The sequence below is a fragment of the Streptomyces sp. NPDC001927 genome, from assembly GCF_053594455.1.
Genome location: NZ_JBSFEN010000002.1, coordinates 229241 through 241825, shown reverse-complemented (window position 1 = coordinate 241825; position 12585 = coordinate 229241). Strand labels below are relative to the sequence as shown.

10 protein-coding genes are annotated in these 12585 nt (G+C 71.1%); 2 read left to right on the top strand and 8 right to left on the bottom strand.

The window, feature by feature from the left end:
• Window positions 1–3 precede the first annotated feature (3 nt).
• From ACWCO8_RS05645 to ACWCO8_RS05625, 5 genes are all read right to left on the bottom strand, one after another.
• The gene (locus tag ACWCO8_RS05645; RefSeq protein WP_451031076.1) at window positions 4–1230 is read right to left on the bottom strand and encodes a cytochrome P450; all 1227 of its coding nucleotides are present in this window, start codon (window positions 1228–1230) and stop codon (window positions 4–6) included.
• A 79-nt stretch (window positions 1231–1309) separates the two neighbouring features.
• On the bottom strand, window positions 1310–2101 hold the full coding sequence (locus ACWCO8_RS05640) for an ABC transporter permease (protein WP_451031075.1): 792 nt from the start codon (window positions 2099–2101) through the stop codon (window positions 1310–1312).
• Window positions 2101–3153, bottom strand: coding sequence for an ATP-binding cassette domain-containing protein (locus ACWCO8_RS05635; protein WP_451031074.1), 1053 nt, complete (start codon window positions 3151–3153; stop codon window positions 2101–2103). The genes ACWCO8_RS05640 and ACWCO8_RS05635 overlap by 1 nt, the downstream gene beginning before the upstream one ends.
• Window positions 3154–3201: 48 nt before the next feature.
• Complete coding sequence (locus tag ACWCO8_RS05630) at window positions 3202–4092, bottom strand: DUF4097 family beta strand repeat-containing protein (RefSeq protein WP_451031073.1); 891 nt, start codon at window positions 4090–4092, stop codon at window positions 3202–3204.
• Between the two features lie 133 nt (window positions 4093–4225).
• Window positions 4226–4756, bottom strand: a complete 531-nt coding sequence (locus ACWCO8_RS05625; RefSeq protein ID WP_451031072.1) for a toxin-antitoxin system HicB family antitoxin — start codon at window positions 4754–4756, stop codon at window positions 4226–4228.
• 320 nt (window positions 4757–5076) lie between these two features.
• On the opposite strand from ACWCO8_RS05625, the gene ACWCO8_RS05620 reads away from it, so the two are divergent.
• Together ACWCO8_RS05620 and ACWCO8_RS05615 are read left to right on the top strand one after the other, a co-directional pair.
• Window positions 5077–7326, top strand: coding sequence for an MMPL family transporter (locus ACWCO8_RS05620; protein WP_451031071.1), 2250 nt, complete (start codon window positions 5077–5079; stop codon window positions 7324–7326).
• 233 nt (window positions 7327–7559) lie between these two features.
• On the top strand, window positions 7560–7958 hold the full coding sequence (locus ACWCO8_RS05615; RefSeq protein WP_451031070.1) for an ester cyclase: 399 nt from the start codon (window positions 7560–7562) through the stop codon (window positions 7956–7958).
• Window positions 7959–8007: 49 nt separating this feature from the next.
• On the opposite strand, the gene ACWCO8_RS05610 is transcribed toward ACWCO8_RS05615, so the two are convergent.
• The 3 genes from ACWCO8_RS05610 to ACWCO8_RS05600 all read right to left on the bottom strand — a co-directional run.
• Entirely contained in the window at window positions 8008–10020 is a 2013-nt protein-coding gene (locus ACWCO8_RS05610; RefSeq protein ID WP_451031069.1) for an ATP-binding protein, read from the bottom strand.
• 82 nt (window positions 10021–10102) lie between these two features.
• Window positions 10103–11338: an MFS transporter gene (locus ACWCO8_RS05605; protein ID WP_451031068.1), complete on the bottom strand. Its 1236-nt coding sequence runs from the start codon at window positions 11336–11338 to the stop codon at window positions 10103–10105.
• An 89-nt stretch (window positions 11339–11427) separates the two neighbouring features.
• The coding region (locus ACWCO8_RS05600; protein ID WP_451031067.1) for a hypothetical protein at window positions 11428–12585 on the bottom strand (1158 nt) is incomplete at its 5' end.

The following is a 12585-nucleotide window of genomic DNA, read 5'->3' as shown; positions in this document are numbered from 1 at the left end:
CGGCTACTCCTTGTCCCAGGTGACGGGCAGGCTGATGACACCGTAGATGTTGGAGCGGTCGCGCAGTTGAACCTCCTCCGCCGGTACCGCGAGCCGCAGGGTCGGGAAGCGGGCGAAGAGCGCCGGGAACGCGACGGTCATCTCGACGCGGGCCAGCTGCTGCCCCAGGCACTGATGGGCGCCGTGCCCGAAGGCGATGTGGCCGGTGGCCTTGCGGTGGATGTCGAGCCGGTCGGGCTCGGGGAACTTGTGCGGGTCGCGGTTGGTGCCATGGACGGAGATGGTCACCGTCTCGCCCGCCTTGATGAGGTGGCCCTCCACCTCGACGTCCTCCAGGGCCGAGCGGGGCAGCGGGTCGGCCACGCTGAGGTAGCGCAGCAGCTCCTCCACGGCCTGCTCGGCGAGGCCCGGGTCGGCGCGCAGAGCGGCGAGTTGGTCCGGGTTGCTCAGCAGGGCGAAGGTGCCGAGGCCCAGCATGTTCGCGGTGGTGTCGAGCCCGGCGGCGAGGAGCAGCCCGCCGATCCCGGCCAGCTCCTCGTCCGTGAGGTCGGAGGTGGTCAGATCGCTGAGCAGGTCGTCGGTGGGCTCGGCGCGCTTGGCGAGGACCAGCTCGTTCAGGTACTGGAGGAGCGCCATGTACGCCTCTCCCATGGCCTCGGGGCCCGCGGTCTGGTCGAAGATCGTCGCCACGTGGCCCTGGAAGAGCTCCCGGTCGGCGTACGGTACGCCCAGCAGCTCGCAGATCACGAGCGCGGGTACGGGGTGCGCGAACGCCTCGACGAGGTCGACCCCGGGTCCCGCCTCCTCCATCGCGTCGAGCCGCTCGGCGGTGAACTGCTCGACCCGCTCGGTGAGTTGGCGCATCCTGCGGACGGTGAACTTGCCGGTGAGCAGGCGCCGGTAGCGGGTGTGCTCCGGGGCGTCCAGGCCCACGATGTCGCCGACCTGCGCCGGGGGCAGCTGCTCCGGCGCGCCCTCCATCGGCATCGGCATGTGCATGAGCTCGTACCGCGAGCTGAAGCGAGGGTTGGCCAGGATCGCGCGGGCCGCGGTGTGGCCGGTGACGAGCCAGCCGATGTGCCCGTCCGCGTACTTCATGCGGCGGATCGGCCGGTCGCTTAACGAGGTGAGTTCGGCCGGCGGGTCGAAGGGGCAGCCGGTGCGCCGGTCGGTGGGGAGGGTGGGTATTGCGTCGGTGTTCGGGCGGATATGTGTCGGGTCGTTGGACATGGGTCCTCCTACGATCGTCGGACGTGCTCGGGATGGTGCGGGTGGTCGGGGAAGCGGGCTGAGGAGGGGTGAGCCTCGGTCAGCGCTTTCCGCCGGTCCTGAAGGAGCGGCGGGCCCACACGTAGCCGACCAGGGAGAGCCCCAGCGTCCAGGCGAGCCCGATGGCCGCGCTGGAGCCGATCTCGGTGCCCAGCCACAGGCCGCGCAGGGTCTCGATGATCGGGGTGAAGGGCTGGTACTCGGCGAACCAGCGCAGGCCGGTCGGCATCGATTCGGTCGGCACGATGGCGCTGCCGATGAACGGCAGGAACGTCAGCGGCATCGGGATGTTGCTCGCGCTCTCCACGGTCTTGGCGACCAGGCCGATGCCGGCGGAGAGCCAGGTGAGCGCGAGCGTGAGCAGGGTCAGCAGGCCGGCGGCGGCGATCCACTCGACGGGCGTCGCGTTCGGGCGGAAGCCCAGCAGGAGCGCGACGCCGATGACGAGCACGATGCTGGTCATCGTCTGGATCACGCTGCCCACGACATGGCCGGTCAGGAAGGAGGCGTGCGAGATCGGCATCGTACGGAAGCGGTTGACGATGCCCTCGGTCTTGTCGACGCACACGCTGATCGCCGTGGTCAGCGCGCCGGACGTGGCGGCCATCAGGATGATGCCGGGCGCCAGGTAGTTGATGTACGCGCCGCTGCCGGTGGGCAGTCCGCTGATGCCGGCGCCCAGGGCGGAACCGAAGGCGTAGTTGAAGAGCAGCAGCATCATGATCGGCATGACGGCGACCATGAGCGTCAGGGACGGGTAGCGCATGGCCTTCTTGAGGTTCCGCCGCAGCATCGTCCTGGCGTCCCTGGCGGCGAAGGACACGGTGGCCATCAGACGTTCTCCTTGGTCGAAGCGCCGGTCGCAGCGACGGTCGAAGCGCCGGTGGAAGCTGCGGTCGAAGCGGCGGCGTCGGCCGGTCGGGGCTGGCCGGTGAGCGTCAGGAAGACGTCGTCGAGGTCCGGGGTGTGCACGGTCAGCGACTCGGCCTCGACGGCGGTGGCCTCCAAGGTGTCGAGGACGGCCCGCAGGTTCGGGATGGAGCCGTCGCTGGGGATCTGGAGGGTCAGGGACTCGTCGTCGCGGGTGGCGACGCCGAAGATGCCCGCGGCGGTGTCGAGGCTCAGGACATCGGCGAACCGGACCTTGATGTGACCGCCGGGGATGCGCTGCTTCAGCTCGTCGGCTGTACCCTCGGCGATCAGCCTGCCGTGGTCCAACACCGCTATTCGGTCGGCGAGTTGGTCGGCCTCTTCGAGGTACTGGGTGGTGAGGAAGATGGTCACGCCCTCGTCGGCGACCAGACCGCGGATGATCTCCCACATGGTGCGCCGACTGCGCGGGTCGAGTCCGGTGGTGGGCTCGTCGAGGAAGATGATCCGCGGGTCGCCGACCAGGGTCATCGCCAGGTCCAGCTTGCGGCGCATACCGCCCGAGAAGGTGACGGCGGTCTTGCCCGCCACGTCCGACAGATCGAAGCGGCGAAGGAGGTCCTTGGCCCGGAACTTGCCTTCGCGGCGGTCGAGATGGTGCAGGTCCGCCATGAGGAGCAGGTTCTCCTCGGCGGTCAGCAGGTTGTCGACGGCCGAGAACTGGCCGGTGACGCCGATCGCGGAGCGCACCGCGTCGGCGGCCCGGGTCAGATGGCGGCCCGCGACCCAGGCCTCGCCCGCGTCGGCGTCGATGAGGGTGGAGAGGATCTCCACGGTGGTGGTCTTGCCGGCGCCGTTCGGCCCGAGCAGGGCGAAGACGGTGCCTTCGGCGATGTTCAGGTCGATGCCGTCGAGCACGACCTTGTCGCCGTAGGACTTGCGCAGACCGACGGCGGTGATCGCCGCTTCCGCCCTGTGTGCGGCGATCGGCACGGATGTCTGAGTGGTCGTCATGCCGCTTCCTTTCAAGGGAGTTGGGGAGAGCGGTACGGGGTACGGGACTCAGGCGCGGGTGATGATGACGTCGCCGGCCCCGGTGCGGGCGTGCACCTCGACGGTCTCGTCGGAGGCCTCGGGTCCGGCGGTGGAGCCGAGCGAGTTGCGTACCGTGCCGTACTTCGCGTTCACGTCGAGCCAGGCGGCGGTGCCCTCGTGGATGCCCACTTCGAGGTCGCCGACCGTGGTGCGCAGGTCGATCCGGCCGCGCGTGACGTCGCCGACCCGGATGCCGCCGTTGGCGCAGGAGGCCTCGACGTCGGCGTGGGCGACGCCGACGTCGATCCGGCCGTTGGCGGACTTGGCGCCGGCGTTGCCGTGCACGACGCGGACGGTGATGTCGCCGTTGGCCGCGTTGGTCTTCAGGTCGCCGGTGACCTCGCCGATGGACGTCGAGCCGTTGGAGTTCTTGACGATCGCCGCGCCGGCGACCGTGTCGATCTCGATCCGGCCCGCGCCGACGACCTCGATGTTCCCGGTGGAGCGGGTCAGGCGGATGTGGCCGGTGTCGGTCCTCAGGTTGGCGCCCGCCACCTCGTCGAGCTGGAGGTCGCCGAGGCCGGTCTTGAGCACCGTCTGACCGAGGCGGCCCTCGCAGTGGAAGCCGCCCATGCCCGTGGAGCCGCGGACGTCCGATCCGGCCGGCAGTTCGATGCTCACCTCGACGGCGCCGGGCTTGCCCCACGGGGACCGCTTCTTGGGCGTCTTCACCGTCAGACGGCCGCCCGAGAAGGTCACCTGGGTCTGCTGCACGGCGCGGACGTCGTTGTCCTCGGAGCCGTCGCGCGGCAGGACCTCGACGACCGTGTCGGTGCGCTTGCCCGCGGTGATGCGGGCGGTGCCGGCCTCCAGTTCGAGGACGGCGGAGATCGGCTCGGGGGTCTCGTACGTAGGCATGACTGTTCCGTCCTCTTGGTTCGGGTGGGTGTTCCCGCTGGTGGGGCGGGTGATGAGTGACGTCGGCGGGTGGGTGACCCGCCGGTGAAGTCGGGTGGGGTCCGGTGGGCCCGGACCCGGTGCCCTGTTGGTGTTAGCGGACCCAGCCGGTGAAGCCCCGGCTGCCCGAGTCCTTGCCGCGGCCCGGCGGATTCGCGCGTTCCCGGCCGTCGAGGGCGGTGGAGACCGCCCGTACCAGCCAGGCGTTCACCGACAGGCCCTCCGCCGTCGCGGCGCTCTCGGCGCGCGCCTTGAGGTGGGCCGGGAGGCGGAAGTTGATCCGCGCCATGGTGCCGTCGTCGGCATCCGAGGGTGCCTGGAGCGGCGCGGACGCGGCGGGGGCCGTGACCGGTGCCTGTGTCTCCTGGAACGGCTCGGGTGCGGGCGGCGGCGTCACGACGAACTCGGGGTCGAGTCCGCGCAGCCGCACGTCGACCGAGCCGGGTGCCAGCTCGCGGGTGACCTCACCCATGGCCGCGGACAGCGCGTTGAGCAGGGTCAGCCGCGTGGCGGACTCCAGAGGTGCGGTGAGCCGCTCGGCCAGGGCCCGGGCTTCTTCACCTCCGGCGTCCGCCGCGATGGCGAGTTCGTGCCGGAGGTTGTCGACGTAGGGGGTGAGGTCCATGACGCCATGATGGCACACTCGTGGCGCTATGGCGAGCCATGGTGGATTCTTTGTGGCGCATCGGCTGCTGACCTGCTGTTTCCCGGCTTCCGGGGCGTGGCGTGGTGGCGCTGCAGCGGGAAGGTGGCTTGCGGTGGCGGCGCGGTGATGTCATGGTGGCACCACTCCAGCGGCGAACGTGGCGCCATCGGGGCGCCCGGTTGGTGTCATCTCCCAGGGTGTCCCTCGCGTCACCGGATCCCGCTCGGCCTACTTCGTACCGCTTCGCAGCGCTTTCGTACCGCTCTTCCTTTTCCGGCCCACCGACAGGAGTCCCAGCCGTGGCTACCTTCCTCTACAAACTCGGCCGTCTCGCCTTCCGGCGTCGATGGCTGATGCTCCTGCTGTGGGTGGTGATCTTCTGCGGTGCGGGCGTCGCCGCCTCCTCCGCGCCGATGCCGCCCGCCGACACCTTCTCCATGCCGGGCACGGAGTCGCAGAAGGCCTTCGACCTCCTCGAGGAGAAGTTCCCGGCCGCCAGCGCCGACGGCGCCAGTGCGCGCATCGTGGTCCGCGCGCCGCAGGGCGAGAAGATCTCCGCCCCCGCGCAGAAGGACAAGGTCGCCGCGCTGGTCACGCAGTTGAAGGCATCCCCGCAGGTCGCCTCGGTGAGCGACCCCTTCACGACACAGGCGGTGAGCAAGGACGGCACCACCGCCTACGCCATCGCCACCTACAAGGTCTCCGCCACCGAGGTCGGGGACAGGGCGCACGACGCGCTCGACGACGCACTGGCCAAGGCCCGCGCCGACGGCCTGACCGCCGAGGCCGGCGGCGACGCCGTCAAGATCGAGGCCGCGATGAGCGGCACCGGCGAGAAGATCGGCATCCTCGTCTCCGCGGTCGTCCTCGTCCTCACCTTCGGTTCCGTGATCGCCGCCGGAATGCCGCTGCTCACGGCCCTCATCGGCGTCGGCGTCGGCATCTCCGCGATCACCGCCCTCGGCTCCACCCTCGGTCTGTCCAGCACCACCTCGACCCTGGCGATGATGCTCGGCCTCGCCGTCGGCATCGACTACGCCCTGTTCATCGTCTCCCGCTACCGCGCCGAGCTCACCGAGGGCCGCGACCGCGCCGACGCGGCGGGGCGGGCGGTCGGCACCGCGGGCTCCGCGGTCGTCTTCGCCGGACTCACCGTCATCGTGGCCCTCGCCGGCCTGGCCGTCGTGAACATCCCGATGCTCACCAAGATGGGCATGGCCGCCGCCGGCACCGTCGCCATCGCCGTGCTCGTTGCCCTCACCCTCGTACCGGCCCTGCTCGGCCTCGCACCCGTCAAGGTGCTCGCCCGCCGCGACCGGGCACGGTTCTCCGGCAAGCCGCTCAGCCCCCGCCGGCAGCGCAGGGCCGCGAAGCGTGCCGAGAAGGACGCCCGCCGCAAGCCCAACCTCGGCTCCCGCTGGGCCAGTTACGTTCTGCGCCACCCCATCGCCGTCCTGCTCCTGGCCGTCGTCGGCCTCGGCGCGGTCGCCGTACCCGCCGCCAGCCTGGAGCTCGGGCTGCCCGGCGAGGGCACCATGGCGCCCGACACCACCCAGCGCAAGGCCTACGACATGCTCTCGGAGTCCTTCGGCGCCGGGTTCAACGGGCCGCTGATGATCACCGTGGAGGGCCCGGACGCGCCCGCCGCCGCCAAGACCGTCGCCGAGCGCCTCGCCGCGCAGGACGGCGTCGCCGTTGTCACCCCGGCCACGCCCAACGAGGCCGGCGACACCGCGATCCTCAACGTCGTCCCGACCACCGGTCCCACCGACGCCGCGACCGAGGACCTCGTCCGCTCGATCCGCGGCCTCGCCGACGGTTTCCAGGCCGACACCGGCGCGGAGGTGCTCGTCACCGGTCAGACCGCGATGTTCATCGACTTCTCGCAGACCCTGAACGACGCGCTGCTGCCCTACCTCGCCCTGGTCGTCGGCCTGGCGTTCCTGCTGCTCATGGTCGTCTTCCGGTCGATCCTCGTCCCGCTCAAGGCCGCCCTCGGCTTCCTCCTCTCCGTGACGGCGGCGCTCGGCGCGGTGGTGGCGGTCTTCCAGTGGGGCTGGCTCGCCGATGTCTTCGGCGTCGACCAGCCGAGCCCGATCATGAGCACGATGCCGATCTTCATGATCGGTGTGGTCTTCGGTCTCGCCATGGACTACGAGGTGTTCCTCGTGACCCGCATGCGGGAGGCGTACGTCCACGGGGCGCGGCCCTCCGAGGCGGTCGTCACCGGCTTCCGCTACGGCGGCCGGGTGGTGGCCGCGGCCGCCGCGATCATGATCAGCGTCTTCTCCGGCTTCATCGTGGAGGACAACGACTTCATCAAGATGATCGGCTTCGGCCTCGCCGCCGCGGTCCTCTTCGACGCCGTCATCGTCCGCATGACGATCGTGCCCGCCCTGTTCGCCCTGCTCGGCAAGAGCGCCTGGTGGCTGCCGCGCTGGCTCGACAAGCTGCTTCCCAACCTCGACGTCGAGGGCGAGAAGCTCTCCCGCATGGCCCCGTCCGGGCGGGTGGCGACTCCGCGCCGGGAGCGTGAACTGGTCGACTAGAGACTGACAGCCATCACCACACCTCAGGCCCAGCGGCACGCTGCCGCTGGGCCTGAGGGCGTGGCTCCGCCGCACCTTGACCTTGACGCGACGGCAGGGTTTCTACTGGGCCGCAAGCCGACCGGAGCGCTCAGCTCGCCCGTCGGGAAGCCCCCTGGAGAGGTCATCAGAGATGAACACCACCTACGAACACCGCCACCGCGCACACCACCACGGAGAAGAACCTCGCCCTGATGCGCGCCGCCTACAAGACGGTCGAGAGCGGCGATCTCGACGCGTCCGTCGAGCTGCTGACGGAGAACTTCATCGCCAACCTCCCCGGGCTGCCCGACCCCCTGATCGGCCGGGAGATCTGGCGCCTGGGGAGCCAGGCCATGTGGGAGGCGTTCCCCGACCTGAAGATCACCGTCGAGGAGATGTTCGGCGTCGACGACAAGGTGGTGGTCCGGGTCCGCTTCCAGGGCACGCACGGGGGCACCTTCCAGGGCGTCGCGGCGACGGGCCGGGCGGTGAGCTTCCGGAGCATCGAGATCTACCGCTTCGAGGGCGACAAGATCGCCGAGGAGTGGGTCGCCCCGGACCTGATGGGAATCATGGGCCAGATCGCGCCCGCGCCGGCGGCCGAGCACTGACACCGCGCCCGTGTCGGGGGCCGTCGCGCCCTTCGACACGGGCACGCTGTCAATGGCCCAGGCTCAGGAGGGTCTCCACCGTCTCCCCGGGGTCCGTGAACCTGCCCCACGTGTACGCCTTGTCGTACGCGTCGTCGCCCGCCGCCTGCCGGGCCGAACGCTGGGACCGGGCACGGAGCGAGGCCAGTTCCGGGGTCCCGCGCTGGGGGTGTCCCACGCTCTCCCACAACGACTGGCCCGCCCCGAAGGCCTGCGCGGAGATCTCGCCGTCGCCGCGCGCCGCCAGGGCCGCGGCCATGATGTCGAGGCCGAGGGCGATCCCGAAGGCGTCCCCGATCGTCCGCTTCTCCTGGATCATCGCCCGCGCGTGCTCCGCGGCGGCGTCGGCGCGGTCCTCGTACAGGGCGATCACCGCGAGCTGGTACTCGGTGTACGAGCGCGTCCAATGCTCGCCGATCGCCACCGACCGGGCCCGCAACGCCTCCGCCTCCGCCCTCGCCTCGCCCAGGTGCCCCGACCCCGTCAGCCCGAACACCCGCACCAGACGGCACCGCGCGGTCGCCGCCTCGTCGCCCGGACGCGCGGCCAACTCCCGGTCCGCGATGTGCAGGGCGGCGAGCGGCCGTCCCCGTAGCAGCATCACCAGACCCTGCAGATAGCCGGCGTCCGCGACCAGCGCACCGGAGCCCGCGGCCCGCGCGGCGGCCCGCGCCTCCCGGCCGAGCCGCGCCGCCCCTTCGTAGTCCCCCTGCAGGGAGCGCACCACGCCGAGCGCCCACAGCGCCTTCGCCCGCGCCCAGGGTGACGCCGGGACCAGTTGGAGGAACTCGTTCAGGTAGTGCCCCGCCTCGTGCAGGCGGCCGCAGCAGGCCCAGAAGAACCCCACACGGCCCACCATGCGCACCGCGCCCTCCGGTTCCACCAGGAGCAGCCGCTCCATCGCCGCGCACAGGTCCGCGTGCGAGGACGCCACCGCCGCGTACGCCGCCCCCTGGCCCGGCCCCCACCAGTTCTCCTCCGCCCGGGCCACCAGCTCGCCGAAGTACCGCGCGTGCCGATCGGCCACGGAGTCGTCCTCGCCGAGCTGCGCCAGCCACATCGCCCCGTATTCGCGGACGGTGTCGAGCATCCGCACCCGCCCGTCGACCACGGACACCAGGCACTTCCGCTCAAGACCGGCGAGCGCCTCGGTGAGCCCCTTCGGCGTCAGTGGACCGCCCGCACACACCCGCTCGACCGCCTCCAGGGTCGGTTCGGCACGGAACACGGAAAGCCGGGCCCACAGCAACCGCTCCACCGGCTCGCAGAGTTCGTGGCTCCACCCGATGGTCGTCCGCAGGGTCCGGTGCCGTTCCGGCCGTACGCCCGCGTCCTTGGGGGCCGCGAGCGCCAGCCGCTCGCGGAGCACCCGCGCCATGACCCGTACCGGACGCTGCGGCAACTGGGCGGCGGCCAGGCGCAGAGCGAGCGGGATGCCCTCGAGGCGCCGGCAGATCTCGACGGCCACGACCACGTCCTCCGGACCCGCCCACCGCACCCCGACGGCGGCCGCCCCGGCCGTGAACAGGGCCAGCCCGTCGGTGTCCGGATCGAGCGGGTCCACCTGATGCACCCGCTCCTCGGGCCGCCCCAACCGCTGCCGGCTCGTGGCCAGCACGGCCACACCCGGGCAGCGCGCGAGCAGCTCGGCCACCAGCGTGGCGCAGGCGGCGACCACGTGCTCGCACGAATCGAGGACCAGCAGCACGCGGCGCGCACCGATCCACGCGCAGAGCGCGTCGAGCGGATCCCGCGGCGAATGGTCGGCGAGCCCGCACGCGTCGGCGACCACGGCGTCGAACAGGGCCAGGTCGCTCAAGGGCCACAACGGAGCCCAGTACACGGTCTCGAACATGCCGGCGGACGCTTCCTCCGCCACCCGCGCCGCCAAGCGGGACTTGCCGACCCCGCCGACCCCGACCAGGGTCACCAGCCGGTGATCCGCCAGTACGGAGACGAGTTCGGCGACCTCGTCGCCCCGCCCGAGGAAGGGGCCGGTCCCGGGCTGCAACCAACTCTGCACGCTCGCATTGTGGACCCGCGCGCCGCCCGCCACGCCTCGCCCGCACACGTACGGGTGACCTGTCCGGGGCGGATCAGGCGCTTCAGCGCGTCGAGGACCGCGGGAGCAGCAGAGGCGTCGCCAGGAGGAGGGCGCCGGCCGCCGCGATCGCGACGCGGGGGCCGGTGACGGCGGCGAGGAGACCCCACGCGGCGGTCAGGGCGGCGATGGCGGCGCTCGTGCTGACCGACCAGGCGGCCAGGGTGCGGGCAAGCCGTGCGGGGTCGGCGTGCTGAAGCCGATAGGTGGCGAGAACCGGGTTGAACAGGCCGCAGCAGGTCACCAGGCCGAACTGGAGGGTGATGACGAGCACCATCCCGGGGACGCCCGGCTGGACGAACGCCAGCCCCAGGGGCCAGATCGCGCGCAGCGTCCCGGCCGTGAGGAGCACCGTGCGCTGCCCGTACCGGGCCACGAGCCGGCGGGCGAGGCGGGCGCCGACGAGGCCGCCGAGGCAGGGGGCCGCGAAGACGAGACCGTACTGCCACGGCGAGAAGCCGAGTTCGCGCAGCAGGAGCAGGGCGAGCAGCGGCTCGGGCGCCATGATCAGGCCGTTGACCACGATCGTGTTGAGGAAGAGCGGGCGCAGCGTGGGGTGGGTGAGGATGTGACGCCATCCCTCGAACAGATCGCGCGCTCGCAGGCGCGGTCCGGCCGCCTTCGGGGGCTCCGGTTCCGTGCCGCCGATCGAGCGGATGCCGAGGGCGGAGAGCAGATAGCTGACCGCGTCGGCCAGCACGGTCGTCACCGGGCCGAACACGCCGATCGCGGCGCCTCCGAGCGGTGGCCCGACCATGGTCGCGCTCCACATCGTGGACTCGAACCGGCCGTTCGCGACGAGCAGGTCCTCCGGTGGCACGAGCGCCTTCAGATACGCGCCGGAGGCCGCCCTGAAGGCGATGTCGGCCGCGGCGACGACGATCGAGACGACGAGGAGCTGGGTGAATCCGAGCCACCCGAGCGCGAACGCGACGGGGACGCTCGTCAGCGCCGCGAACCGGGTGAGGTCCATGGCGACCATGACTGGCCGCTTCCGCCGGAACTCCACCCAGGGGCCCAGCGGCACCGCCACCAGCGCCCCCACCGCCCGCCCCGTGGCGGCCAGCGCCGCCACCTGGGCCGGACCGGAGTCCAGCACCAGGACCGCGATCAGGGGAAACGCGCCGAACCCGAGCCAGGTTCCGTACGTACTGACCGCGTACGCCGCCCACAACCGCGCGAACCGCGGCCCCAGCGACCGCCTCGCACCGGCTTGCTCGTGCGGTGGGGCGGTCGTCATGGGCGGAGAGTCTAATCGGCCGGTTGTCCGGCCGGTTATCCGTCTGGACAACCGGACGGATAACCGGATGATCCCCCGCAAAGCGGACGCTATGACGCCCCGAGAGGCTGACGCGAGGCTTCGGTGTGGAGGGTGGCCACTCCGTCGTCGTCGATCACACAGCTCTCCGTGGCCGCCTTGTCCCTGAGCCGGGCGCGCACATCACTCTGGTCACCCGCGATGCAGAACTCTGCACGCAGGGGCGGCGTGCCGAAGTACACGCCGTTGTCGCCGGGGCAGTCGAACACGGCCGGGTTGGGCGAGGCACAGCTGCTCCCCGCGGGAGCGTCACGCCGCTTGGGGTGGGTGAAACCCGCGCAGTGCATCATCTCGTGGATGAGGGTCTGGGAGATCTCCTCATCGCCCTGCGGGAACAGCACCCCGAAGTTGACGTTGAGGCTCGAGCCTCCGACCGTCGCGCTCGCGTTTACGCCGGCCGTGGTGAGGGTCGTGTGGTGGATCGCGCGGTCGTAGGCTCCGTGGAGCTTCGTCCGCTCGTCCGCCGACAGGTTTCCGCACGCCGCGATGCGCGTCAGCGCGAACCTGTGCCGGTCGAGCGTCCGCTGCCGGTTCCCGGCGGAGATGTCGCCCGCGAAGGTGAAGTGCGCGAGGACGAAGTTCATCGGGAAGGGCGGCCCCACGGTGGTGCCGTTGATGTCATGCGCCCATGCGCCACCGTCCTGCGTGGTGACGATGATGCGGTTGCCCGTCGTCACGACGAATCGGTCGAAGGCTCCGTTGAACGCGACCTTGGATCCGCCGAAGGCGAAGGGCGGTCCGACGGTGGTGCCGTTGATGTCGTGCCCGAAGACGCCACCGTCCTGGGTGATGACCATGATGCGGTTGCCCATGGTGACGACGAAGCGGTCGAACGCTCCGTTGAACGCGACCTTGGATCCGCCGAAGGCGAAGGGCGGTCCGACCGTGTTCCCGTTGATGTCGTGCCCGAACACACCGCCGTCCTTCGTGATGACGATGATGCGGTTGCCCATGGTGACGACGAATCGGTCGATGGGGCCGTTGAAGGCGACGTTGGATCCGCCGAATTTGAAGGCGGGTCCGACGGTGTTGCCGTTGATGTCGTGGCCGAATACGCCGCCGTCCTGGGTGGTGACGATGATGCGGTTGCCCATGGTGACGACGAATCGGTCGATGGGGCCGTTGAAGGCGACGTTGGATCCGCCGAATTTGAAGGCGGGTCCGACGGT